This is a genomic window from Streptomyces sp. NPDC051582 (genome assembly GCF_040681715.1).
In the GTDB taxonomy this organism is placed as follows: domain Bacteria; phylum Actinomycetota; class Actinomycetes; order Streptomycetales; family Streptomycetaceae; genus Streptomyces.
Genome location: NZ_JBFAZJ010000026.1, coordinates 96,410 through 120,253, shown reverse-complemented (window position 1 = coordinate 120,253; position 23,844 = coordinate 96,410). Strand labels below are relative to the sequence as shown.

Sequence of the window (23,844 nt, the reverse complement as noted above, 5' to 3'; positions counted from 1 at the left end):
CGCCCCGCAAGGGACGGGGCTCTCGGCGTTTTCCCGCACGCCGCGCCGAGTGCCGCGCCACACGCCCCGCAGCGTGCCCCGCCGCACCCCCCGCCGCGTGCCCACGCGTCTTTACGGATGACCCCCGCGTGACCGCGCACCCCGCTCGGCCGTTGTCACGGCATGACCAAGACCCAGCGCATGCTCGCCGCCTTCGCCCTCGCGGGGGCCGCCGCGGGCCTCGCCGCTCCCGCCGCCTCCGCCGCCGCCCCGGCCCCGATCACCCTCCCGGACCTGCCGCAGGCCGCCCCGGGCATGCCGCAGGGGGCCACGCCCGGTTCCGTCCAGGAGATCGGCGGCAAGCTGGGCGAGCTGGACAAGCTCGGCCGGGTGACGCAGCTGCCGAACGACCTGGAGCCCGTGATCGCCCCCGTGGCGCCCGTTCTGGACCTGCTCGGCGCCATTCAGTAGCCGACCGCGGAACGCCCACCGCAGAAAGCCGAAGAAGGCCCCGACCGGGGTCGGGGCCTTCGACGTACGGGCGGGGGAAGTGGCATCGGGGGGACAAGCCACTTCCCCCGATGAGGACGGAACCTGCCAGTCCGGGCCGCAGTCAGGGGGGAAGCTTGCGGCTCGGACCCCGCAGTGAGGTCCTGTCCCTCACCCACCGATTTCCTGCCAGAACCGGTGGGCTCGCCTTCAATACTGCGCCACCCACACCCCCCGGTACTGCGGCAAAGGACCCGGACCGCCGGGTCATTGGTCCATAAAGGCCTGGTGAGTGTCCGAAGACGAACGGTTAGACTCACCCGACTTGGCAGTACCGGTTGGGGAGGCCGACACCGCTGATGGACACCAAGAAGATGATCATGAGTGGGCTCGTCGTGTTCGTGCTCTTCGTGATCATCACCCAGCCGGTCAAGGCCGCCGACATCGTGAAAATCGGCTTCCAGGGCATATCGGACGCCGCCCACGGCATCGGCGCGTTCATGACCGAATTGGTGCGCTGACCCGTACTCTGACGCGCCCTTTCGACCGACCGGCCCCCCAATCCGACGGATGGGGGGCTTTCACGTTCCCGCACCCCCTCAATTCCCTTGCCCAAAACACCCCATTATGCCCAACTTGCCCTCAACACGGCGATATACGGTGCTTGCACACAGTGCACATGTCTTGTGATGCTATGACCGCTTTTGACGGATGAGTTGACATGAAGGGGTGGCGTGACCGTGCCGGCCAGTACTGCGCCTCAGGTGCCACCCCAGCAGGAGCCCCAGCAGGACTCCTCCCCGCATTCCCCCCGGGGCCCCTCCCAGGGCCCGCCGCAGGGCCCCTCCCCGGACCTGCCCCAGGACTCCCAGGTTCCGCCCCAGCAGGACCCCCCTGCGGAGCCTCCGGCGCCTCCGAGACCGCCGAGCCGGGGCGCGGACACCCGGGCGCTCACCCAGGTCCTGTTCGGGCAGCTGAAGGTCCTTCAGCCGGGCACGAGCGAGCACCACCGGGTGCGCGGGGCCCTCATCGAGGCGAACCTTCCGCTCGTGCGGTACGCGGCCGCCCGCTTCCGCAGCCGCAACGAGCCGATGGAGGACGTGGTCCAGGTCGGCACGATCGGCCTCATCAACGCCATCGACCGGTTCGACCCGGACCGCGGGGTGCAGTTCCCGACGTTCGCCATGCCGACCGTCGTGGGCGAGATCAAGCGGTACTTCCGCGACAACGTCCGCACCGTCCACGTGCCGCGCCGGCTCCACGAGCTGTGGGTACAGGTGAACGCGGCCACCGAGGACCTCACCACCCTGCACGGGCGCACGCCCACCACCCCCGAGATCGCCGAACGGCTGCGGATCACCGAGGACGAGGTGCTGTCCTGCATCGAGGCCGGCCGCTCGTACCACGCCACCTCGCTGGAGGCCGCCCAGGAGGGCGACGGGCTGCCGGGCCTGCTGGACCGGCTCGGCTACGAGGACCCGGAGCTGGCCGGGGTCGAGCACCGCGACCTCGTCCGGCACCTCCTCGTACAGCTGCCCGAACGTGAACAAAGGATCCTGCTGCTGCGGTACTACAACAACCTGACGCAGTCCCAGATCAGCGCCGAGCTCGGTGTGTCCCAAATGCACGTTTCGCGACTGCTCGCCCGCAGCTTCGCCCGACTCCGGTCCGCAAACAGGATCGAGGCGTAGCTGAAACGGGTGGAGCCCGCTCGGCCGTTTCCCACAGAATGGGCTCATTCCGCTCTGTCGCTGGAGTTATATGTCGACTTGGCGCTACAGCGTGTTGCCGACATGTGACATTCTGCTGGAACCGCGTTTGCCGCAGCCCCGCCTCCGGTATTCAGGTGGAGGCTGCGTTCCTCCGACGGGCGCGCAGTACGCGACCGTCCGCGACCTCAAGGGGGTGGCATGTCCGTAGACCAGGGCAGCTCCAAGGTGCTCACGCTCGTCAAGAGCGAAGCACCGGCAGTGCCTGCAGCGCCTGCACTGCCTGCAGCGCCTGTCCGCTCGGAAGCCATCGACACCCGCACCCTCTCCCGCTCCCTCTTCCAGCGACTTGCCGCCCTGGACGTGGACAGCCCCGAACGGGCGTACGTACGCGACACCCTGATCGAGCTGAACCTGCCGCTGGTGCGGTACGCGGCCGCCCGCTTCCGCAGCCGCAACGAGCCGATGGAAGACATCGTCCAGGTCGGCACGATCGGCCTGATCAAGGCGATCGACCGGTTCGACTGCGAACGCGGCGTGGAGTTCCCGACGTTCGCGATGCCGACGGTCGTGGGCGAGATCAAACGATTCTTTAGGGACACTTCCTGGTCCGTGCGCGTCCCGCGCCGCCTCCAGGAGCTGCGCCTCGCCCTCACCAAGGCCAGCGACGAGCTCGCCCAGAAGCTGGACCGCTCGCCGACGGTGCCGGAACTGGCCGCCGTGCTCGGGGTGTCGGAGGAGGACGTCGTCGACGGCCTCGCCGTGGGCAACGCCTACACCGCCTCCTCACTCGACTCGCCCTCTCCCGAGGACGAGGGCGGCGAGGGCTCGCTCGCGGACCGCCTCGGCTACGAGGACACCGCGCTGGAGGGCGTCGAGTACCGCGAGTCGCTCAAGCCGCTGCTCGCCAAACTCCCGCCCCGGGAACGGCAGATCATCATGCTGCGGTTCTTCGCGAACATGACGCAGTCGCAGATCGGCGAGGAGGTCGGCATCTCCCAGATGCACGTCTCCCGGCTCCTGACGCGCACGCTGGCACAGCTGCGCGTGGGCCTGATCGGCGAGTAGCCCCGGCCGAAGGGGTTCCCACCTGACGCAGGGTCAGCAAAACTACGGCGATGCGAGTGGACCGCCGAACGCTCACCCTGACGACCTTGTGCTGCTCTCTGGCCGCCGCATGCCTGACGGGATGCGGCGGCCCGGCACGTGACGGCTACGCGGCCGCCGGCGCCGTGGCCCCGGGCCCGGAGCGCCGGCCGGGCGACAACGTACCGCCGCGGTCCGCGGTGGAACTCCGGCCGCTGGGCGACGGACCCGCCGCCTCGACCTCGGCCGCCGCGTCGGGCTCCGCGTCGGGCTCGGCCTCCGCGTCGGCCTCGACAGGCAGTACGTCGCCCGGTACCCCGGATCCGAGGAGTGCCGCCGGCTCCGCCCCGGGCGGATCCCCGGCCACCCCGCCCGGGAGCGCACAGCCGCCCCAGCCGCCGCCGGCGCAGCCACCGACCACCTCGAAGCCCCCCGCCCCGACCCCGGGGACCACACCCCCGAGCACGCCGGCGAACCTGACCCTGAGCCCGCCGACCCGGGCCCAGGCGGCGGACCGGTGGTGCGAGAGGGTCACGGTGGCGTTCACCAACACGGGAACGAAACCGGCCGCTTCGGGAACGGTCACGTTCTCGACGCACGTCATCGGCGCGCTGGGCATCGACTGGGCCACGATCGCCACGACCCAGCCCCTCCCCGCCCCCGTCCCCGGCGGCACGACGAAGGCGCAGACCTACACGGTCTGCGTCGAATCCTGGCGGGTCCCCCTGGGCATGCACGTGGAAACCCGGAAGGCCACGGCGACCTGGACGTGAGGACGGCGCCGCGCCCTCCCGGCCCTTCCGCCCTTCCCGACCCTTCGCCCCGCCCCGGCCCTTCCGCCCCTCCCGGCGGCTACAGGGCCAGCCAGGCCACCAGTCCGATCAGCACCAGAGCGGCGACCCCCACCCCCAGCCACAGCCCGGTCTTCGATCCGGAGCCCTGCGCGGCCTGGCGCCGACGAGAACCGGGAGCCACGGGCGCCTGCCCCGGCCCGGCCGGCGCGGCCTCCTCGACGAACGCCCGGAACATCTGAGTGCTGCCCGCGGGGTCGTAGTTGCCCTCGGGTCCCTGTGAGTTGTGGTTCGCAGCCATGCCTCAGGACCCTAGCGGGTTTTCCGATTCCTTTACCGCCCCCACCCCCCTATTCATTTGCCTGTAGCAACCAATCGATCCTATGGTTGCCCTAAGCAACAACATCCAGGACGAGGAAGGGAGGGGGAGCCCCATGACCACGGAAGTCCGGACGCCGCAAGCACCACCGGCCCCACCGGCCCCACCGGCCCCACCGGAGCCGATGCCACCCGCGCAGCACACCCCCGCCACCCGCTATGAAGAGCTGGCCCGCCAGCTCACGGGAATCGGTGCGGTCAAGCGCGACCTGGCCCGTCTGCTCCCCCCGGACTGCCCGCCCGGCTCCGCCGCCGTCCTCACCCTGCTCGACCGCCACGGCGAGATCCGGCTCAGCCGCCTCGCCGACCTCATGGCCATCGACATCTCGGTGACCAGCCGCCACGTCGCCCACGTCGCCGACCGCGGGTGGATCACCCGCGACATCGACCCCGGCGACGGCCGCTGCCGCATCCTGCGGCTCACCCCGGCCGGCCACGCCCTCCTCGCAGAGGTCGGCGCCCGCTACACCGGCGCGCTGGAAAAGGCCCTGGCCGACTGGTCCCCGCACGACATCGACGTACTCAACACCTTGCTGACCCGGCTCCGATCGAGCTTCTAGACAAAGGAAACCCATGGCGACCACCGCACCCACCGGTGTGCAGGGAGGCAGCCGGTCGGAGACCACGTCCGACCCCGCGTCCATCCCCGGCTCCGGCTCCCCCGCCCCCATGACCCACGCGCAGATCATGAAGGCGCTGTCCGGCCTGATGCTGGGCATGTTCGTGGCGATCCTGTCGTCCACGATCGTCTCCAACGCGCTGCCCCAGATCATCAGCGACCTCGGCGGCACGCAGTCCTCGTACACCTGGGTCGTCACCGCCGCCCTGCTGTCGATGACGGCCGCGACGCCGCTCTGGGGCAAGCTGTCCGACCTCTTCAGCAAGAAGCTGCTGGTCCAGATATCCCTGGTGATCTACGTCCTCGGCTCCGTCGTGGCGGGCCTGTCCCAGAACACCGGCATGCTCATCGCCTGCCGCGTCGTCCAGGGCATCGGCGTCGGCGGTCTCTCCGCCCTCGCCCAGATCGTGATGGCCGCGATGATCTCCCCGCGCGAGCGCGGCCGGTACAGCGGCTACCTCGGCGCGGTCTTCGCCGTCGCCACCGTCGGCGGCCCGCTGCTCGGCGGAGTCATCACCGACACCTCGTGGCTCGGCTGGCGCTGGTGCTTCTACGTCGGAGTGCCGTTCGCGATCATCGCCCTGATCGTCCTCCAGCGGACCCTGCACCTCCCCGTCGTCCGCCGCGACGTCAAGGTCGACTGGCTCGGCGCCTTCCTGATCAGCGGTGCCGTGTCCCTGCTGCTGATCTGGGTCACGCAGGCCGGCGACTCGTACGACTGGATCTCCTGGACCAGCGCGGCCATGACCGGCGGCGCCGTCCTCCTCGGCCTGCTCTTCCTCCTCGTCGAGTCCAAGGCGAGCGACCCGATCATCCCGCTGCGCCTGTTCCGCAACAAGACCATCTCCCTCGCCTCGGCAGCCTCTCTGTTCGTCGGCATCGCGATGTTCTCGGGCACGGTCTTTTTCAGCCAGTTCTTCCAGTTGGCCCGCGGCGAGTCCCCCACGATGTCCGGAATCCTCACGATTCCGATGATCGGCGGGCTCTTCGTCTCCTCCACGGTTTCCGGTCAGGTGATCACCAAGACCGGTAGGTGGAAGGCCTGGCTCGTCTCCGGCGGCGTCCTGCTGACGGCCGGTCTCGGACTGCTGGGCACCCTTCGGTACGACACCCCGTACTGGCACATCGCGATCTACATGGCGCTGACCGGCCTCGGTCTCGGCATGATGATGCAGAACCTCGTCCTCGCCACGCAGAACCAGGTGGCCCCCGAGGACCTGGGCTCGGCCAGCTCGGTCGTCACCTTCTTCCGCTCGCTCGGCGGTGCCGTGGGCGTCTCGGCGCTCGGCGCGGTCATGGCCAACCGGGTCACCCACTACGTCAAGGACGGGCTGGCCGAACTCGGTCCGAAGGCGGCGGCGATGGGCCAAGGCGGCGCCGCCGGCGGCGGGATCCCCGACCTCGACAAGCTGCCCGCGCCGTTCCGCACGGTCATCGAGTCCGCGTACGGGCACGGCGTCGGCGACGTCTTCCTCTACGCGGCGCCGTTCGCGCTCCTCGGGCTCGTCCTGGTGGTGTTCATCAAGGAGGTCGCGCTGAAGTCCAAGGCGGCGTCCCACGCCCCGACGGCGTCGGCGGCCACGGCCTCCGCGGAATAGCGGAACCGAGCGGTACGCGCGCCCCCGCCGGGCGCCCCTCTTGTGGGAGCGGCGCCCGGCGGGGGTTTTCTACGTCGCCGGCCGGGCGGCGGCCTTTGCCTCGATGCCCGCGATCAGGACGTCGAGCGCGAGGGCGAAGTCCCCGTCGGGCGCCCGCCGGGCGGCGCCCCCGCAGCCGTGCAGGAACTGCGACACGGCCAGGTTCGCTCCGGTCCGGCAGGCACCCGCCAGGCCGGTGGCGTCGAGCAGCCGTTGCACGGCGGAGTCGAAGGCGCGGGCGTGCGGGCCGATGTTGGGGTACGCGGCGGTCAGCGGGGCCACCCACGGGTGCTCCGCCAGCAGCCGCCGGTACCCGCCGGCCAGCGACCGCAGTCGGCCGGGCCAGCCTTCCGCGACCGGATCGGCGGGGGCGACCGGATCGGCGAGGGCCGCGGTCGGCGGCTCGGCGGGGGCGGCCGGGGCGCTGCGGGGCAGCGGGAGCTCGCCCAGGGCCCGGTCCAGGGCGAGTTCGAGCAGATCGTGCTTGGTGTCGACGTACCAGTACAGGGACATCGCGGTGACCCCGAGCCCGGCCGCGAGCCTGCGCATCGAGAACCGGGCCAGCCCCTCGGCGTCCAGCAGCCGGACGGTGGCTCCCGTGATCCGGTCCCGGTCGAGGCCGGAGGGCGCCTCGCTGCGGCGCCTGGCGGGTGCGCCGTGTCCGGGGGACAGCCACACGCTGGTCCGGGTCTCGCCGGGATCGGCCGCGGTCACCATGGAGGCACCCTCCTCACAACAGCTGGATCAGCCCGGAATGCCCGGTCCGCCCACTTGATGCTAGAGGGTGCCTCTCGCGTTTCGGCAGGTTCAGGACGGGGCGGACGTGCCGTTCAGGGGGGCGGTCAGGTCGTAGAGGGTGGCTCCACCGATCGTGGTGGCCCGGTAGTTGGCCTGGATCCAGCTCGTGATGGCACTGCTGGTGCCCCCTCCCGGGCCGCCCCCGGGGCCACCGCCGGCGCCGCCGCGCGCGCTCTGACCGGCCTGCCCCGTCTGCCCTTCGCCGGCGGCGCGGGCGCCCTCGCCGATGAAGTAGTGGATCTTCCCGGAGCGTACGTACTCCTGGAACCGGGCCAGCGTCGGGGAGGGGTCGCTGCCGTTGAACCCGCCGATCGGCATCACCGGCTCGCCCGAGGCCAGCTGGTAGCTCGCCGCGTTCTGCGCTCCGACGGCCGCTGCCGCCCAGGTGTACTTCCCCGCGTCCTTGCGCAGGGCCGCCGTGGCCTGCGTACTGACCTTCGTACCGCCCAGAAGCCCGCCGAAGCCGCCGCCGCCCGGACCGCCCGGACCGCCCGCGAAGTTCTCCGTGCCGCGCGCACCGCGCCCGCCGACGGCCCCCTGGCCGCCCGGGAAGCCCTGACCGCCCGCCGCGCCCTGGCCTCCGGGGAACTGCCGGGACCCGCCCTGCGGACCGCCGCCCTGCTGCCCCTGCTGCGGGCCGCCCTGCTGCGCGCCCTGCGGGGGCATGCCCGGCGGGAGTTCTCCGCCGCCGAAGCGCATGCCCATGCCCATGCCGCCCCGGCCGCCCGAGACCGCGGGCCCGGCCGTCACGATCGATCCGCCGCGCGTGGAGTCCACCGTCGTCAGGCAGTACGCGAGCGGACCGGCCAGCGCCGCCGCCAGCCCCAGCCCCGCGGCGCCCAGCGCGAAACGCCGCCCGAGCCGGGCGCCGGCCAGCAGCCCGGCGGCCGCGACGAGACCGGCCACGAGCACCGTCCAGCGCAGCCAGGGCAGGTAGCCGGTCGAACGGCCGAGCAGGACGTACGACCACCAGGCGGTCAGGGCGAGGGTGCCGGACAGGGTGAGCGCGGCGGCCGTGGCGCCCCGCTCCTCCCACAGCATGGCCACGCCCATGCCGACCAGCGCGGCCACGAACGGCGCCAGCGCCACCGTGTAGTACTCGTGGAAGATGCCCTGCATGTAGCTGAAGACGAGCGCAGTGATCAGCAGGGCGCCGCCCCACACCAGGAACGCCGCCCGGGCCATGCCCTCCAGGGAGTCGGCGGCACGGCGGGCCCGCCAGGTGACCACGAGTCCGGTGACCAGCATGACCAGGGCCGCCGGGAGCAGCCAGGAGATCTGTCCGCCGATGTTGGCCGAGAACAGCCGGTCGATGCCGGTCTCTCCCCAGCCGCCCCCGCCGCCCCCGCCGGGGCGGGCTCCGCCGCCGACGCTGCCGGTCTCGTCCCCGTTGATCCGGCCGAGGCCGTTGTACCCGAGGGTGAGTTCCAGGAAGGAGTTGTTCTGCGAGCCGCCGATGTACGGGCGGGAGGAGGCGGGCCAGAGTTCCACGATCGCCACCCACCAGCCGCCGGCCACCACCATGGCGGCGCCGGCGAGCAGCAGCTGGCCGAGCCGCCGGCGCAGCCCGGTCGGCGCGCAGACCGCGTAGACGAGGGCGAGCGGCGGCAGGATGACGAAGGCCTGGAGGGTCTTGGTCAGGAAGGCGAAGCCGACCGCCACGCCCGCCCAGACGAGCCACTTGGTGTAGGCCCCGTCGAGGGCGCGCAGGACGCAGTAGACGGTGACGGTCAGCAGCAGGGTCAGCAGCGCGTCCGGGTTGTTGAAGCGGAACATCAGCGCGGCGACCGGGGTGAGCGCGAAGACCGTGCCGCTGATCAGTGCGGCCGCGGGTCCGAAGTGGCGGCGTACGGCGGCGTAGAGCACGGCGGTGGTGCCGACTCCCATCAGCGCCTGCGGGACGAGGATCTGCCAGCCGCCGAGCCCGAACAGCCGGACGGACAGCGCCATGGGCCACAGGGCGGCCGGGGGCTTGTCGACGGTGATGGAGTTCCCGGCGTCCGAGGAGCCGAAGAAGAAGGCCTTCCAGCTCTCGCTGCCCGCCTGGACGGCGGCGGAGTAGAAGGAGTTGGCGTAGCCGGAGGCGCCCAGGTTCCACAGCAGCAGAACGGCGGTGGCCAGCAGGAGCGCCAGGTACGCGGGCCGCTCCCAGCGGGGGCGCCCGGCGGTCGCCGTACCGGCCGCGGGGCCCGGGACGGTCGGGGCAGCCGGAGCGGTCGGGGCAGTCGGGGCGGTCGCTCCCCGTTCGGGGAACGGGGAGTCCATGGGTGGTACGGCCGTGGTCATCGGTTGTCGTCCTTCGCGGGAGTGGCGCGCCGCTCGGGGAAGACCCAGGCGCGGAAGAGCAGGAACCTCAGCACGGTGGCGGCGAGGTTGGCCGTGATCAGTACGGCCAGTTCGGTGCCGTGGGAGGGGGCGGAGGTGGCCGCGCCGAGGGCGGCGAGCGATCCGCTGGTCAGGGCCAGTCCGACGCCGAACACCACGAGGCCCTGGGCCTGGTGCCGTACGGCCTGGTCCCGGCCGCGGACCCCGAAGGTGAGCCGGCGGTTGGCGGCGGTGTTGGCGACGGCGGAGGCCAGCAGGGCCCCGGCGTTGGCGAGCTGCGGCCCGGCGCCGAGCCGGAACAGGGAGTACAGGGCGAGGTAGGCGAGCGTGGACAGCACCCCGACGGCGCAGAAGCCCAGGAGCTGGCGGGCCAGCCCGCGCGGCACCCCGGGCAGGGCGCTGCGGTCGCGCGGGTCGTCGCCGAAGGGGCGGGAGAGCCGGTCGAGCGGCAGGGCGCCGACGGCGAGGGCCCTGCCCACCCGCCACATGCCCTTGAGGTCCTCGGTGGCGGTGCTGACGATGTGGACGGTGGAGTCCGGGTCGTCCACCCAGTCCACGGGCACCTCGTGGATCCGCAGCCCGGCCCGCTCGGCGAGGACCAGCAGTTCGGTGTCGAAGAACCAGCCCGAGTCCTCCACCAGCGGCAGCAGCCGCTCCGCGACCTCCCGCCGGATGGCCTTGAACCCGCACTGGGCGTCGCTGAAGCGGGCGGCGAGGGAGGAGCGCAGGAGCAGGTTGTACGCGCGGGAGACGAACTCCCGCTTGGCGCCGCGCACCACGCGCGAGGAGCGGGCGAGGCGGGTGCCGATGGCGAGGTCGGAGTGCCCGGAGATGAGCGGGGCGACCAGCGGAAGCAGCGCGTTGAGGTCGGTGGACAGGTCCACGTCCATGTACGCGAGGACCGGTGCCTCGGAGTCGGACCAGACCGTCCGCAGCGCACGGCCGCGGCCCTTCTCCTCCAGCCGGGTGCTGCGTACGCCGTCGACCGCGGCGGCGAGGCCGGCCGCGACCTCGGGGGTGCGGTCGGTGCTCGCGTTGTCGGCGATCGTGATGCGGAACGGGTACGGGAACGTACGGGTGAGGTGGTCGTGGAGCCGGCGCACGCAGGGGCCGAGGTCCTTCTCCTCGTTGAAGACCGGGATCACCACGTCGAGTACGGGCTCGCCGGGCACGGGCGCGAGGTGCGCCCGTGCCGGAAGGGCGCCGCAGGAGGTGTCGGTTCGCATGTACCGACCTTCTCCGGGCGGGCTGTCACCGCTGTGTGGTGAGCCTGTGCCCCGTCTGTGAGTCCGTCCGGAAGCCCGCCCGGGGGCTCTGCCTCGGGGGCTGGTCCGGGGCCAGCGGGAGCAGGACCTCGAAGCGGGTGCGGCCCGGCTCGCTCTCTACGTCCACCTGTCCTCCGTGCGCCGTCACGACGGCCTCGACGATGGCCAGGCCCAGCCCGGTGGAGCCCGCGGCCCGGGAACGGGAGGCGTCTGCGCGGGCGAACCGTTCGAAGACGTGGGGGAGCAGGGCGGCCGGGATTCCGGGCCCGTCGTCCTCGATCCTCAGCCGGACGGCGGATGTTTCACGTGAAACACGAGCGGTGACGGTGGTGCCGGGCGGAGTGTGCGTACGGGCGTTGGCGAGCAGGTTGACCAGGACCTGCTGGATCCGTGCCGGGTCGGCACGGATGGGCGCGGGCTCGTCGGGGAGCTCAAGGCGCCAGTGGTGCTCGGGTCCGGCGGCCCGGGCATCGCTCACGGCGTCGACGACGAGCGGGGCGAGGTCGGTGTCGTCGGAGCTGAGGGGACGTCCGGCGTCGAGCCGGGCGAGCAGCAGCAGGTCCTCGACGAGGCCGGTCATCCGGGTCGCCTCGGACTCGATGCGGCCCAGGGCGTGGCGGGTGTCGGGACCGGGCTCCTCCCGTCCCCTGCGGGTCAGTTCGGCGTACCCCCGGATGGAGGCGAGGGGCGTGCGCAGCTCGTGACTGGCGTCCGCGACGAACTGCCGGACCCGGGTCTCGCTCTGCTGGCGGGCCGTGAGGGCGGAGGAGACGTGCCCCAGCATCCGGTTGAGGGCGGCGCCGACCTGTCCCACCTCGGTACGGGGATCGGCCTCGGCGTCCGGGACCCGCTCGTGGAGGGCCGGCTCACCGCTGTGCAGGGGGAGTTCGGAGACACGGGTGGCGGTGGCCGCGACCCGGCGCAGCGGGCGCAGGGCCACCCCGACCAGGGCCTGCCCGGCGAGGGAGGCCGCGATCAGCCCGGCGAGGGTGACGAAGACTTCCACGGCGATCAGCGTGCTCACGGTGGAGTCGACCTCGGCGAGCGGGAAGCCGAGGACGAGGCTCCCGTCCGGAGCGGTGAGCACCCGGTACGCCCCGAGATCCGGCAGGTCCAGGTTCACGGCGCCCGGCATGCCCTGACCGGCGGCCCTGCGGGCGGCCCTCGCCAGGGCCTCGGTCTGGGCCGCGGTCAGGCGCTGGATGTGGTCGTACCCCGGCCCGCCGATGGCGGCGCTGCGGGCCGTGCTGGCGACGGTGCCGTCGGCGAGGAGACGGATCCCGGCGGCGCCCAGCGGGGACCCGGGGGCCAGGACGAACTTGTCGTCCTTGTCCCGGACCGCCTTCTCCCCGAGGGGCTTGCGGGTGCCCATCTCCACGGAGACCCTCAGCTGGTCGTCGAGCTTGTCGACCAGGTACGAGCGCAGCGCGAGGGTGGTGACGGCCCCGATGGCCGTGCCCACCACGGCGATCAGCGCCACCGCCGAGACGACGAGCCGGGCCCGCAGGGACCAGGAGCGGACCGGGCGGAAGAGGCGGGGCGGGCGGAATGCGCGCAGCGGCCGCGGCGGGCGGTGGGCCACTACTCGGCCGGCTTGATCAGGTAGCCGGCGCCGCGCCGGGTGTGGATCATCGGCGGGTAGCCGGGGCCGCTCTCCAGCTTGCGCCTCAGGTAGGAGATGTACAGCTCGACGACGTTGGCCTGGCCGCCGAAGTCGTACGACCACACCCGGTCCAGGATCTGCGCCTTGCTCAGCACGCGCCGCGGGTTGCGCATGAGGTAGCGCAGCAGCTCGAACTCCGTGGCGGTCAGGTGGATCTCCCGGCCGCCCCGGGACACCTCGTGACTGTCCTCGTCGAGCCGCAGATCACCGACGGCCAGGACGGAGCCCCCGCGGGCCGCCTGCGCCGCGCCCGAGCGGCGGACCAGGCCGCGCAGCCGGGCCACGACCTCCTCCAGGCTGAACGGCTTGGTGACGTAGTCGTCGCCGCCCGCCGTCAGGCCCGCGATGCGGTCCTCGACGGAGTCCTTCGCGGTCAGGAACAGCACCGGGAGCTGCGGGATCTCCCGGCGCAGCTGTCCGAGGACGGCGAGTCCGTCCATGTCGGGCAGCATGATGTCGAGGACCACGACGTCCGGGCGGAACTCCCGCGCGGCCCGCACCGCGCCGGCCCCGTCGCCCGCGCTGCGGACTTCGCAGCCCTCGTAGCGCAGGGCCATGGAGAGCAGCTCGGAGAGCGAGGCTTCGTCGTCGACGACGAGCACCCGGCAGGGGCCGCCGTCCGGCCGGACGAGGGCCGTCGGGTTGCTGGTGGACGTGGACGCGTGGGCGGTGGTCGTCGCAGTCATGCGACCACGCTGGCCGCGGCCTCTGAGAGCGTTCTTGTCCCAACCTGTGAATTCCCTGAGAAACCCCGGCGCCAGTTCGGAGGCACGGCCGGGCACCCCGCTCAGACCAGGCGGAACAGCCGGGCCCCGTTGTCGTGGCAGACCGCGCGCAGCCAGTCGTCACCGAGGCCGAGCCGTTCCAGGGCCTCCAGCTGGTGCTCGTACGGGTACGGGATGTTCGGGAAATCGGTGCCGAGCAGGATCCGGTCACCGAGGTCCGCGAGCCGCCCGAGCTCGGTGTCCGGGAAGGCGCGGAACCGCTCGGAGAAGTCGGTGAAGGCCATGGTGGTGTCGAGGCGCACCGCGGTGTGGCGGTCGGCGAGGTCCAGGAAGTCGGCGTACTCGGGCATTCCCATGTGCGCGACGATCAAGGGGAGCCGGGGGTGGCGGGCGAGCAGCCGGGCGATCGGCTCGGGTCCGGTGTGCTTGGCCGGGACCGGCCCCGACCCGCAGTGGATCACCGTCGGGACGCCCGCCTCGGCGAGCAGCCCCCAGACGGGGTCGAGCAGGTCGTCGTTCGGGTCGTACCCGCCGACCTGGAGGTGCGCCTTGAAGACCCGGGCCCCGGCTTCGACGGCCTGGCGGACGTACGCCCCGGCCCCCTCCTCCGGGAAGAAGGTCGCGGTGTGCAGGCAGTCGGGGGTCCGGGCGGCGAAATCGGCGGACCAGGAGTTGAGCCAGGCGGCCATCGCCGGCTTGTGCGGATAGAGCATGGAGGTGAAGGCCCGCACGCCGAACTCCCTCAGGAGCGCGACCCGCTGCTCCTCCTCGTGCCGGTAGGTGATGGGCCACTCGACGCCGTTCAGCGGTCCGAAGGCGTCGAAGTAGTCCCACACCTTCGTCAGCACCCGCTCGGGCATGAAGTGCGTGTGGACGTCGACCAGTCCGGGCAGCCCCAGCCGCTCCCGGAAAGCGCGGACCGCGTCAGCCGTTGCGGGCAAAGCCGTGGCTCCGTTCGACGGTCGCGACGTGCAGGGTGTAGCTCTCGTACCAGTCGGCGCGGCCCTTCTTCATGGCCGCCTGGTGCTCCAGGTCCTGCCGCCACTCGCCAAGGGACTCGTGGTCGCGGAAGTAGGCGACGGTGATGCCGAGACCTCCGGGGGTCCGGGCCGACTCGTAGCCGAGGAAGCCCGGGTTGGCGCTCACGATCTCCTTCATCCGGTCGAGGACTTCCGGGTATCCGGTGTCGTCAGGGGTGCGGATGTTGGTGAAGACCGCCATCACGTAAGGCGGTTCGAAGGCGGGTACGGGCTGGATGCTCATGCCCACCACCTTCCGCAGCAGCCCCCCGGCATGTCCACCGGAACGAGGCCCTGGAGCCCAAAGGGATCCAAGTTTTGACCTTGGACGCCCCCTGCCGCGAGGACGGCCTCGGTGGTTCAGAACAGCCCGTCCTGCCCGCCGGGAGCGGCGAGCGGCGGCAGTTCGGCGACCGGCACCGCGGTCGTGGCGTCGGCGTCGGGGGCGATGAGCTCCCAGCCCGCGAGCAGCCGGCTGTCCACCACGAGGCCGTCGGCGAAATGCAGATCGGGACCGGCCGCGCCGGCGAGCCGGCCCGCGACGGCCCCGCCGGGGACCATCGCGGTGACCACGCGCGCGGGGGCGGGCAGCCCGTCCAGCCCGAACGACCCGGCATGATCGGCGATTTCGCACTCCAGCCGCTCCAGCGAATCCGGCCACCCCGGCAGGGCCGCCGCCCGGGCGTGCAGCTCCGCGACCTCCCGGGCCCGCTCGGCCGCCGCCGGCAGGTGGCCTCGTACGGCGCGCTTGCGGGCGTACGCGATCCGGTCCGGCACACCCAGGGCGGCCCGCAGCAGCTCCTCGGTGCGGCGGGTGGCCATCAGCGGTCCCCGCCCCAGCCAGGTCCAGGTCACCGCCCCCTGCTCCAGCAGCCGGGCCGGGCCGCGCTCCTCGGCGGTGATGCCGACCTTGACCATCTCGGGCCCGAACCAGGCCAGGTAGACGCGATAGGTGCGCGGATCGGCGGCGTTGGTGTCGGCTGCCACCGAGAAGGACCGGTCCAGGCGGGCGCATTCGGGGCACTGGGCATTGCCGGCCCGGCCGGCAACGGTGGCGGCCGTGGGGCAGGGGGTCCGCTTCCCGGCCCGCCGCACACCGAGGCACCGCCGCTCCCCGCGGGCAGCGAACGCCAGCTGCTGGCCGTACGCGAGCGGACTGCCGCGCTCGCCCCGTCCCTCGGCGCACCACCCGACGGCGGGAACGCCGTCATTCCACCGGATGCCGGTGCACCGCCAGGTCACAGCGGGAGCGGGCGCTCGAAGAAGGTGTCCAGCACGACGGTGGCGTGCGTACCGCTGACGCCGTCGACCGCGTAGAGGCGGCGCAGGACGTCCTGGAGCTGCTCGGTCGTGGCCGTGCGCACCTTCACCAGGAGCGAGGCGCTCCCCGCGATGACGTGCGCCTCCTGGATCTCGGCGATCGCCTCGAAGGCCTCCTTCGAGTCCCCCATCCAGGCGTTGGAGTCGACCATCACGTAGGCGAGCACCCCGCTCCCGACGGCCGCGGGATCCACCTCGACCGTCGTGCGCCGGATGACCCCGCGCTCGCGCAGCTTGCGCACGCGCTCGTGGGTGGCTCCGGCCGAGAGCCCCACGGCGGCGCCGAGGGCGGCGTACGACTGGCCCGCGTCCTGCTGCAAGAGCCGGACGAGCGCCCGGTCGATGTCGTCCACGCGATCTTCCTCCCACATCCCCTGAAAACCTGGGGCCGACGGTACAGGATCCTCAAATCCCACCCCAAGGCCGAATCAGGTTCAGCAGGGAACCGCGCCAGGCGGAAGAAGTCCCTCTACCGCGCGACGTACTGCGTCAGGACGGCCTGCACCTCGTAGATGTCCACACCCTTGGTGAACGTCTTCTCTATCGGCGCCGCGCTCCCCGACAGCCAGATCTTGAGCTCGGCGTCGAGATCGAAGTGCCCGGCGGTCTCCACGGAGAAGTGCGTGATGCTCCGGTACGGGATGGAGTGGTACTCCACCTTCTTCCCGGTGAGCCCCTGCTTGTCGACGAGCACGAGCCGCCGGTCGGTGAACAGGATCGTGTCGCGTATCAACAGGTACGCGGCGTGCACCTGCTCCCCCTGGCCGAGCAGCCGCGCGTAGTCCCGCTGCGCCGACACCGGATCGACGGTGTGCGCGTTCCCGAACAGCCCCATGACGGTCCCCCTCTCGCGGCCCGACCCTGCTGCGAACCGTCTCCAAGACCGTATCCACCCCCGGGCCGGCGATCATCCCCCACAGGACCGACCCCACCCCCGAAGAACCCCGAGACCCCCCTCCCCACCAAGAAGGACCCGGACAACGCAAGAGGCCCCCCGGCGAACCGGGGGGCCTCTCAGGCTGTGCACTCGGCAGGATTCGAACCTGCAACCTTCTGATCCGTAGTCAGATGCTCTATCCGTTAAGCTACGAGTGCTTGGGCTTCTCGGGGTTTTGCGCCCCGTTGGCCTTGCGAGAACAACAATACATGGACCTCGGCGGGACGCGAAATCCATTAGCCAAACCAGCTCTGACCTGCGGAAACACCCCAGATGAAGATCATCTGGAGGGGTTGGCACCGATGCCGGGGCGGGATGGGGGTGGTGGTCGGCCTGGCCGGAACGCGTCAAAAGCAAGACCCCGGAACGCACCGAAGCCCCGGTCCGTCAGGACCGGGGCTTCGGCAGGTGCGGAGGCGGAGGGATTTGAACCCTCGATGGGCTTTAAGACCCAAACCGCATTAGCAGTGCGGCGCCATAGACCGGACTAGGCGACGCCTCCAGCACACCCCCGCGTACGAGGGTGCGTGCAGATGATGACACAGCCACAGGGCCGCTCACCAATCCGCTCCCACGGTACAAGGACAGCCGCCGCCAGAGCAAAGCCTTAAGCCGCCCGGTACGCACCCCTCGCCTCCGTCCGCACTCTCGTACGTTCGCACTCCCATGCGTCCGCTCTCCCGTGCGTCCGCAACGTCGGCGGGCGCACGTCGTTGGTCAGGCGTACGACGTACGGACGACCTGGAGTGCCCCATGCTGCGTCTCGCCGCCTTCGCCGTCACTTCCGCCCTGGCCGCCTCGGCGGCCACGGCCGCCGGGCCGCTGCCCCCGCTGGCGCCGCTGAGCCGGCTGCTGGCCGCGCCCGACCGCCTCACCATCGCCGTGTCCGCCACCGGCAACCCCCGGGCGAACGGCGAGTACCTGCTGGAGTGCAACCCCGTCGGCGGCAACCACCCGGAGGCCGAGGGGGCCTGCGAGCGCCTCGACGTCCTCGCGAAGCAGGACAAGGACCCCTTCGCCCCGGCCGCCAAGCGGCAGATCTGCACCATGCAGGACGGAGGTCCGGCCACCGCGCACATCACCGGAACCTGGCAGGGCCACAAGGTGGATGCGACGTTCCGGCGGACCGACGGATGCGAGATCGCCCGCTGGAACAACCTGGAACCTGTGCTTCCGGGTGGGCGCTCCTGACCTGCGAGGATGCGAAGGATGCACGGTATCCCCCGAACATCCGCCACCTCGGGCCGGGGCAGTGCCCTTAGACTCCTCCCGTGACATGCCGGTAGTTGTGGTCAGGGAGGAAGCTCGTCGTGAGCAGCAGGCCATCCCGAGGCGCTGCTCGCCTCGCAGCAATACTCGACGCTCTTCCGGACGCGCTGTTGCTCGTCAACGCCAACGGCACGGTCGTCAACGCGAATTCGATCGCCCTTGAGGTCATGGAGAGCCCGGGCACCGGTCTCGTCGGCCGCGGCGTGCTGGACCTCCTCCCCGAGTTCGACTCCAAGCTGATCCCCGGCTCCATGCGCCGGCCCGGCGAGGACGAGGGCGGCAGGGCCAAGCCCAAGCGGATGGTCGCGCGCCGAACCGACGGCTCCGAGTTCCCCGTCGAGGTCACCGCCGCCCACCTCGACGGCCGCGACGCCTACCGCGAGCCGCAGCCCGCGTACACGGGCGACGAGCTGCTGATGCTCGTCGTGCGCGACCTCTCCGAGACCATGGACACCGAGGCCGAGCTGGCCCGCTCGCAGCGGCAGACCGAGATGATCCTGCGCGCCGCCGCCGAGGGCGTCGTCGGCACGGACACCGACGGGCGGGTCGTGCTCGTCAACCCGGCCGCGGCCCAGATCCTCGGCTACCGCGCCACCGATCTCGGCAACCGTGAGCTGCACGGGCTGATCCAGCACTCGCGCTCCGACGGCTCGCCGTTCCCGTTCGAGGAGTCCCCGCTCGCCGACACCCTGCGCAGCGGCCGCAAGCACCGGGTCCGCGGCCAGGTGCTGTGGAACAAGGCCGGGCAGCCGGTCTCCGTCGACCTGACCACCTCGCCCGTACGGGACGGGGAGCTGCTCGTCGGCGCCGTCATGACGTTCACCGACCGGCGTCCCTACGACGCCCTGGCCGCTCGGCACGCCCAGCTCCTGGCCGTTCTCGGCGACTCCCTGCGCGGCCCGCTGGAGGAGCTGCGCGGGGAGCTGGCCACGCTGGCCGCCGATGACGCGGGGCAGCTGTGGCCCGAGGCCAACCAGCTGCTGCACCACCTGGCCGCCGGGTACTCCCGGATGACCGCGCTGGTCGACAACGTGCTCGGCTTCCAGCGGCTGGACGCGGGCACCGAGAAGCTCAAGAAGAAGAAGGTCCTGATCGACGGGGTCGTCGCGGCCGGCATCGACGGCGCCGTCGAGCTGATCGGCCCGGGCCGCGTGCAGTTCGCCGTCCACGCGCCGACCATCGAGGCCGAGGTGGACGCCGAGCGGATCGCCGGCGCCCTCGCGCACCTGGTCGCGGACGTCGCCGGAGTGGACGCCACCGGCAAGACCCGCCAGGGCAGCGGATACGGCGATTCGACGATCGTCGTGGCCGCCGCGCAGCGGGGCGAGGTCGTACGGATCGAGGTGCGCGGGCCGTACGAGGGCGGCAACCCGGTGCACGAGCCGATCGTGCGGGGTGTCGTGGCCGCGCACGGGGGCGTGCTGCAGACGGTGGAGGTGCCGGGCGCGCCCGGCGGTGCGTACGTACTGGAGCTGCCGCTCGGCGCCGGAGCCGGAACGGTGACGCTGCCGGAGCCGAAGCCCGAGCCGGCGAAGGAGCCGGCGGCAGCCGAGGGCGCGGGCAAGAACCCCGCCGGCCGGCGCGCCCGGCGCGGGGTGGACGCGTTCCTGGAGGACGCGGCCGAGGAGGCCGAGGCGAACGGCGCCGCCGAGGGCGGGAGCGCGCTGGCGCTCCCCTCCGGGCGGCGGCGTGCGGGCGAGGCCGGTGCCGTCGACGCCGCGAGCCCCGAGCTCGCGCAGTCCCCGGTGAACCCGGCGGGCCTGGGCACCGGGCGCCGGCGCGGCCGGGACGGCGACGGCAGCGGCGAGGGCGGCCCCGGCCGTCCCGTGCCCCCGCAGGGCACCGCCATGCCCGCGCTCCCGCCGGTGCCGCAGGGGCCGCCGCCCGGTCCGGGTCCCGGTGTGCCCCCGGTGCAGCAGGGCGCGCCGGTGCCGCCCGTACCTGCGATGCCCGCCGTGCCGCCGGTTCCGGTGACCGAGCATCCCGCCGGTCGGCGGCGCGCGCTGGGTACGGCCGCCGCGCCGCAGCCCGGCGGCCCGGTGCCCGCGACGGGCCTGGGCCCGGCTCCGGCCGCCGCCCCGCAGGCCCCCGTACGGCCCATCGCTCCCGAGGGCGGCTTCGCGCTGCCCGCCGGCCCGACCCCGGCGGCGGTTCCCGCGCCGGCCCCGGCGCAGGACCCCGCGCAGAGCCCGGCCCTCGCCGGTCCGGTCCCCGTGCCCGGTGACGCCGAGGGCGAGACGCCGGCGGGGCGTCGTGGACGCCGGGTCCTGGGTGCGCCCGCCGCCGAGCCCGCGGCTCCCGCCGCGCAGCCGGCACCGGCCGCCGAGGAACCCGTACCGCCGACCGGCCGGCGTCGTGCGCTGCCCGCCACCCCGGCCTGGCCCGTCCCGGCCGCCCGGACCGCTCCCGAGGACGAGGACGCCGCCGGCCCCGTGGCCGTGCCCGGCGCCCGGCAGCCGCAGGACGCCCCGGCCGAGGCGGCACAGCCGATCAGCGTGCGCGCCCTCGGCACGCTCGGCCAGGGCATCTCGGTCGACTCCGGATCCACCAACGGCGCGGGCGGTACGGGCGGCTCGGGCCGTCGGCGCCGGCTCGCCGAGCCCGCGCCCCAGGGCCGGGCGTTCGCGATAGGAGCCCCCGAGGCGGGCGCCGACGAGGGACCCGAGCCTCTGGACGGGCCCGGGGGCGCCGTCGAGGTCGTGAACCGGCCCGTACCGCTGCCGGTCGACGACGAGCTGCCTCCGGAGCCCCTGGACAACCCGCGCCGCCTGCTCGTGTGGCCGGCGCCCGATGTGCAGACCCAGCAGGCACTCAGCGACCGCGGCTACCGCCCGGTGATCGTGCACTCCCGCGAGGAGGTGGACGCGCAGATCGCCGCGTTCCCCGCGGCGCTGTTCGTGGACCCGCTGACCGGGCCGATCACCCGGACCGCTCTGCAGTCCCTGCGCCAGGCCGCGGTGGCCGCCGAGGTCCCCGTACTGGTCACGGCCGGGCTGGGGCACGCCACGCGCGAGGCGGCGTACGGGGCGGACCCGGCCGTCCTGCTCAAGGCGCTCGCGGCGCGCGACAGCGAACAGCACCCCTCCCGGGTGCTGCTGATCGAGGAGCAGGACGCGATCGCGACGGCGCTGACGGCCGCCCTGGAACGGCGCGGCCTCCAGGTCGCGCGGGCCGGCGCGGACACCGACGCGGTGGAGCTGGCGACGCGGATGCGGCCGAACCTGGTGGTCATGGACCTCATGCAGGTCAGGCGCAGGCGGGCCGGGATCGTGGACTGGCTGCGCGCCAACGGGCAGCTGAACCGGACCCCGCTGGTCGTCTACACGACCACGGGGATCGACCCGGCCGAACTGCCGCGGCTGGCCTCCGGGGAGAGCGTGCTCTTCCTCGCCGAGCGGTCGACGACGGCGGACGTCCAGGGCCGCATCGTGGACCTGCTGGCCAAGATCGGAACGAACTAGTCATCCTGGCCCGATGGCCATCATCGACACGAGCGAGCAGACCGTCCCCGCCGACAGCGGGGAGGTGAACCTGCTGATCGCCCGACAGGTGGAGCCGGGCCACGAGGAGGCGTTCGAGGCCTGGGCCCACGGCATCCTGGAGACGGCCGCGACCTTTCCAGGGCACCTGGGGTACGGGTTGTTCCGTCCGGCGGCGGACGGCGGTCCGTGGTTCCTGGTCCACCGCTTCCGAGACCACGAGGCCTTCCAGCGCTGGCAGGACTCCGCCGAGCGGGCCCAGTGGTTCTCCAACTGCCTGGGCCACCACCACACCGAGATAGCCCGGCGGGAACTGCACGGCATGGAGACCTGGTTCGCCAAGCCGGGTACGACCCGGCCAGCGCCGCCGCGCTGGAAGATGGCGATCAGCTCGGGGCTGGCCATCTTCCCGATCTCGCTCGTCGGCAACGCGGTGCTCGGGCCGTACCTGGTGAACCTGCATTTCGTGCTGCGGACGGCCGCCTTCGCCGTCGTCTTCAGCACGCTGATGACCTACCTGGCGATGCCGGCCGTCAGCAGGCTGCTGCGGCCCTGGCTGACCAAGGGGGGCCAGGGCTGAGCATCAGGCCTTCTCGCTTCAGTCCAGCTTGGTGACTTCCAGCTCGCCGTCCGCGTACTGCCTCCGGATGACCTTCTTGTCGAACTTGCCGACGCTGGTCTTCGGGACGGCCTCGACGGTCGTCCAGCGCTCGGGCAGCTGCCACTTGGCGATGGACTGGCCGAGGAAGACGTGCAGCTCCGCGTAGTCCACGCTCGCGCCCTCCTTGAGGACGACGGTGGCCAGCGGGCGCTCGCCCCACTTGTCGTCCGGGACGGCGACGACCGCCGCCTCGGCGACCTCGGGGTGCGCCATCAGCGCGTTCTCCAGCTCCACGCTGGAGATCCACTCGCCGCCGGACTTGATGACGTCCTTGGCGCGGTCGGTCAGCGTGAGGAACCCGTCGGGGCTGATCACGCCGACGTCTCCGGTCTTGAGCCAGCCGTCCGCGCTGAACTTGTCCTCGGGACGCAGCGGTTCGCCGGCCGCTCCGCCGTAGTACGAGCCCGCGATCCAGGTGCCGCGTACTTCGAGCTCGCCCGCCGACTCTCCGTCCCAGGGCAGGATGTCGCCCCCGGGGCCCACCAGGCGGGGTTCTACGCCCGCCGGGAAACGGCCCTGGGTGATCCGGTACGGCCACTGCTCCTCGGCGCTCAGGCCGGCCGGCGGGTGCGCCATGGTGCCCAGCGGGGAGGTCTCGGTCATGCCCCAGGCGTGGCAGAGGCGGACGCCGAGCTTGTCGTAGGCCTCCATCAGGGAGGGCGGACAGGCCGCGCCGCCGATGGTGACCTGCTTCATCGAGGTCAGGTCGCGCGGGTTGGCGGTGACCTCGGCGAGCAGCCCCTGCCAGATGGTGGGGACGGCCGCGGCGTGCGTGGGCTTCTCCCGCTCGATCATCTCGGCGAGCGGGGCGGGCTGGAGGAACCGGTCCGGCATCAGCAGGTTGATGCCGGTCATGAACACCGCGTGCGGCAGGCCCCAGGCGTTGACGTGGAACTGCGGGACCACGACGAGGCTGGTGTCCTTGTCGGTCAACCCCATCGACTCGGCCATGTTGACCTGCATGGAGTGCAGGTAGATGGAGCGGTGGGAGTAGACGACGCCCTTGGGGTCACCGGTGGTGCCGGAGGTGTAGCACATGGCGGCGGCCTGGCGCTCGTCCAGCTCCGGCCAGTCGTACGAGGTCGCGCGGTCCGCGATCAGCTCCTCGTAGTCGTGGACGCGCAGGCCGCGCTCCTGCGCGAGGGCTTCGAGACCGGAGCGGTCGCCGATGCCGGAGACGACCACGTGCTCGACGGTCGGCAGGTGCGGCAGCAGCGGGACCAGCAGCGGCAGCAGGGTCCCGTTGACCAGCACGACCCGGTCGACCGCGTGGTTGACGATGAAGACCAGCTGCTCGGGAGGCAGGCGCAGGTTGAGGGTGTGGAGTACGGCGCCCATGGAGGGGATCGCGAAGTACGCCTCGACGTGCTCCGCGTTGTTCCACATCAGGGTCGCCACCCGGTCGTCCTGCTGGACGCCCAGTTCGTCGCGCAGGGCGTTGGCGAGGCGGGTGGCGCGGGTACCGATCTCGGCAAAGCTGCGGCGGTGCGGCTCGGCCTCCCCGGTCCAGGTCGTGACCTGGGATTTACCGTGGATCGTCATCCCGTGCTGGAGTATGCGGGTGACGAGGAGCGGTACGTCCTGCATGGTGCTCAGCAAAGCGTCCTCCCGGTGAGCGCTGCGGCGCTGCGGCGGCTACGGATGCAGCCGATTCTGCGCACGTACCGGTCGGCATGTCACTACCCGGAAGTACAA

General features: G+C 72.4%; 23 protein-coding genes and 2 tRNA genes. 10 read left to right on the top strand and 15 right to left on the bottom strand.

Annotated elements, in window-relative coordinates:
• Positions 1-162: 162 nt before the first annotated feature.
• The 4 genes from AB0M92_RS29135 (at position 163) to AB0M92_RS29120 (ending at position 3,245) form a co-directional block, all read left to right on the top strand.
• A complete protein-coding gene (locus tag AB0M92_RS29135) occupies positions 163-450 on the top strand; it encodes a hypothetical protein (protein WP_366105281.1) in 288 nt (95 codons plus the stop codon).
• Positions 451-827: 377 nt separating this feature from the next.
• On the top strand, positions 828-989 hold the full coding sequence (locus tag AB0M92_RS29130) for a hypothetical protein (protein WP_165937499.1): 162 nt from the start codon (positions 828-830) through the stop codon (positions 987-989).
• A 333-nt stretch (positions 990-1,322) separates the two neighbouring features.
• On the top strand, positions 1,323-2,159 hold the full coding sequence (locus AB0M92_RS29125) for an RNA polymerase sigma factor SigF (protein ID WP_366105306.1): 837 nt from the start codon (positions 1,323-1,325) through the stop codon (positions 2,157-2,159).
• 219 nt (positions 2,160-2,378) lie between these two features.
• Positions 2,379-3,245: an RNA polymerase sigma factor SigF gene (locus tag AB0M92_RS29120; protein WP_366105280.1), complete on the top strand. Its 867-nt coding sequence runs from the start codon at positions 2,379-2,381 to the stop codon at positions 3,243-3,245.
• A 145-nt stretch (positions 3,246-3,390) separates the two neighbouring features.
• Here the strand turns inward: AB0M92_RS29120 and AB0M92_RS29115 are convergent, their stop codons facing one another.
• Positions 3,391-3,798: a hypothetical protein gene (locus tag AB0M92_RS29115; RefSeq protein ID WP_366105279.1), complete on the bottom strand. Its 408-nt coding sequence runs from the start codon at positions 3,796-3,798 to the stop codon at positions 3,391-3,393.
• Between the two features lies 1 nt (position 3,799).
• Here AB0M92_RS29115 and AB0M92_RS29110 point away from each other — a divergent pair, with 1 nt between their 5' ends.
• Complete coding sequence (locus AB0M92_RS29110) at positions 3,800-4,036, top strand: hypothetical protein (RefSeq protein ID WP_366105278.1); 237 nt, start codon at positions 3,800-3,802, stop codon at positions 4,034-4,036.
• Between the two features lie 79 nt (positions 4,037-4,115).
• Here the strand turns inward: AB0M92_RS29110 and AB0M92_RS29105 are convergent, their stop codons facing one another.
• Positions 4,116-4,355: a hypothetical protein gene (locus AB0M92_RS29105; RefSeq protein WP_366105276.1), complete on the bottom strand. Its 240-nt coding sequence runs from the start codon at positions 4,353-4,355 to the stop codon at positions 4,116-4,118.
• Positions 4,356-4,557: 202 nt separating this feature from the next.
• On the opposite strand from AB0M92_RS29105, the gene AB0M92_RS29100 reads away from it, so the two are divergent.
• Together AB0M92_RS29100 and AB0M92_RS29095 are read left to right on the top strand one after the other, a co-directional pair.
• A complete protein-coding gene (locus AB0M92_RS29100) occupies positions 4,558-4,992 on the top strand; it encodes a MarR family winged helix-turn-helix transcriptional regulator (RefSeq protein WP_366105275.1) in 435 nt (144 codons plus the stop codon).
• A 13-nt stretch (positions 4,993-5,005) separates the two neighbouring features.
• Entirely contained in the window at positions 5,006-6,649 is a 1,644-nt protein-coding gene (locus AB0M92_RS29095) for an MDR family MFS transporter (protein WP_366105274.1), read from the top strand.
• A gap of 69 nt (positions 6,650-6,718) precedes the next feature.
• On the opposite strand, the gene AB0M92_RS29090 is transcribed toward AB0M92_RS29095, so the two are convergent.
• The 12 genes from AB0M92_RS29090 to AB0M92_RS29035 form a co-directional block, all read right to left on the bottom strand.
• Positions 6,719-7,405, bottom strand: coding sequence for a TetR/AcrR family transcriptional regulator (locus AB0M92_RS29090; protein ID WP_366105273.1), 687 nt, complete (start codon positions 7,403-7,405; stop codon positions 6,719-6,721).
• 90 nt (positions 7,406-7,495) lie between these two features.
• A complete protein-coding gene (locus AB0M92_RS29085) occupies positions 7,496-9,772 on the bottom strand; it encodes a glycosyltransferase family 39 protein (protein WP_366105272.1) in 2,277 nt (758 codons plus the stop codon).
• Positions 9,769-11,037, bottom strand: coding sequence for a bifunctional glycosyltransferase family 2/GtrA family protein (locus AB0M92_RS29080; protein ID WP_366105271.1), 1,269 nt, complete (start codon positions 11,035-11,037; stop codon positions 9,769-9,771). Before AB0M92_RS29080 ends, AB0M92_RS29085 begins: the two co-directional genes overlap by 4 nt.
• A 25-nt stretch (positions 11,038-11,062) precedes the next feature.
• Positions 11,063-12,634 (bottom strand): HAMP domain-containing sensor histidine kinase, encoded by a 1,572-nt coding sequence (locus tag AB0M92_RS29075; protein WP_366105305.1) that lies wholly within the window; start codon positions 12,632-12,634, stop codon positions 11,063-11,065.
• A gap of 23 nt (positions 12,635-12,657) precedes the next feature.
• Complete coding sequence (locus AB0M92_RS29070) at positions 12,658-13,425, bottom strand: response regulator transcription factor (protein ID WP_048476651.1); 768 nt, start codon at positions 13,423-13,425, stop codon at positions 12,658-12,660.
• Positions 13,426-13,526: 101 nt separating this feature from the next.
• Entirely contained in the window at positions 13,527-14,405 is an 879-nt protein-coding gene (locus AB0M92_RS29065; RefSeq protein ID WP_366105270.1) for an amidohydrolase family protein, read from the bottom strand.
• Positions 14,389-14,727 carry an antibiotic biosynthesis monooxygenase gene (locus tag AB0M92_RS29060; RefSeq protein WP_366105269.1) on the bottom strand — a complete coding sequence of 113 codons (339 nt, stop codon included), beginning with the start codon at positions 14,725-14,727 and terminating at the stop codon, positions 14,389-14,391. The genes AB0M92_RS29065 and AB0M92_RS29060 overlap by 17 nt, the downstream gene beginning before the upstream one ends.
• Before the next feature lie 116 nt (positions 14,728-14,843).
• On the bottom strand, positions 14,844-15,725 hold the full coding sequence (locus tag AB0M92_RS29055; RefSeq protein WP_366105268.1) for a DUF2797 domain-containing protein: 882 nt from the start codon (positions 15,723-15,725) through the stop codon (positions 14,844-14,846).
• Positions 15,722-16,156 (bottom strand): Lrp/AsnC family transcriptional regulator, encoded by a 435-nt coding sequence (locus AB0M92_RS29050; RefSeq protein WP_366105267.1) that lies wholly within the window; start codon positions 16,154-16,156, stop codon positions 15,722-15,724. Before AB0M92_RS29050 ends, AB0M92_RS29055 begins: the two co-directional genes overlap by 4 nt.
• Before the next feature lie 116 nt (positions 16,157-16,272).
• Positions 16,273-16,638, bottom strand: coding sequence for a PH domain-containing protein (locus AB0M92_RS29045; protein WP_366105266.1), 366 nt, complete (start codon positions 16,636-16,638; stop codon positions 16,273-16,275).
• Positions 16,639-16,825: 187 nt separating this feature from the next.
• A tRNA-Arg gene (locus tag AB0M92_RS29040) sits at positions 16,826-16,898 on the bottom strand.
• 253 nt (positions 16,899-17,151) lie between these two features.
• Positions 17,152-17,242 (bottom strand) — tRNA-Ser (locus AB0M92_RS29035).
• Positions 17,243-17,493: 251 nt separating this feature from the next.
• Here AB0M92_RS29035 and AB0M92_RS29030 point away from each other — a divergent pair.
• The 3 genes from AB0M92_RS29030 (at position 17,494) to AB0M92_RS29020 (ending at position 22,068) form a co-directional block, all read left to right on the top strand.
• The gene (locus AB0M92_RS29030; RefSeq protein ID WP_366105265.1) at positions 17,494-17,931 is read left to right on the top strand and encodes an SSI family serine proteinase inhibitor; all 438 of its coding nucleotides are present in this window, start codon (positions 17,494-17,496) and stop codon (positions 17,929-17,931) included.
• 119 nt (positions 17,932-18,050) lie between these two features.
• A complete protein-coding gene (locus AB0M92_RS29025; protein ID WP_366105264.1) occupies positions 18,051-21,470 on the top strand; it encodes a PAS domain-containing protein in 3,420 nt (1,139 codons plus the stop codon).
• Positions 21,471-21,483: 13 nt separating this feature from the next.
• Positions 21,484-22,068, top strand: a complete 585-nt coding sequence (locus tag AB0M92_RS29020) for an antibiotic biosynthesis monooxygenase (RefSeq protein ID WP_366105263.1) — start codon at positions 21,484-21,486, stop codon at positions 22,066-22,068.
• Positions 22,069-22,086: 18 nt separating this feature from the next.
• Here the strand turns inward: AB0M92_RS29020 and AB0M92_RS29015 are convergent, their stop codons facing one another.
• Entirely contained in the window at positions 22,087-23,748 is a 1,662-nt protein-coding gene (locus tag AB0M92_RS29015; RefSeq protein ID WP_366105262.1) for a long-chain fatty acid--CoA ligase, read from the bottom strand.
• Positions 23,749-23,844: the final 96 nt, after the last annotated feature.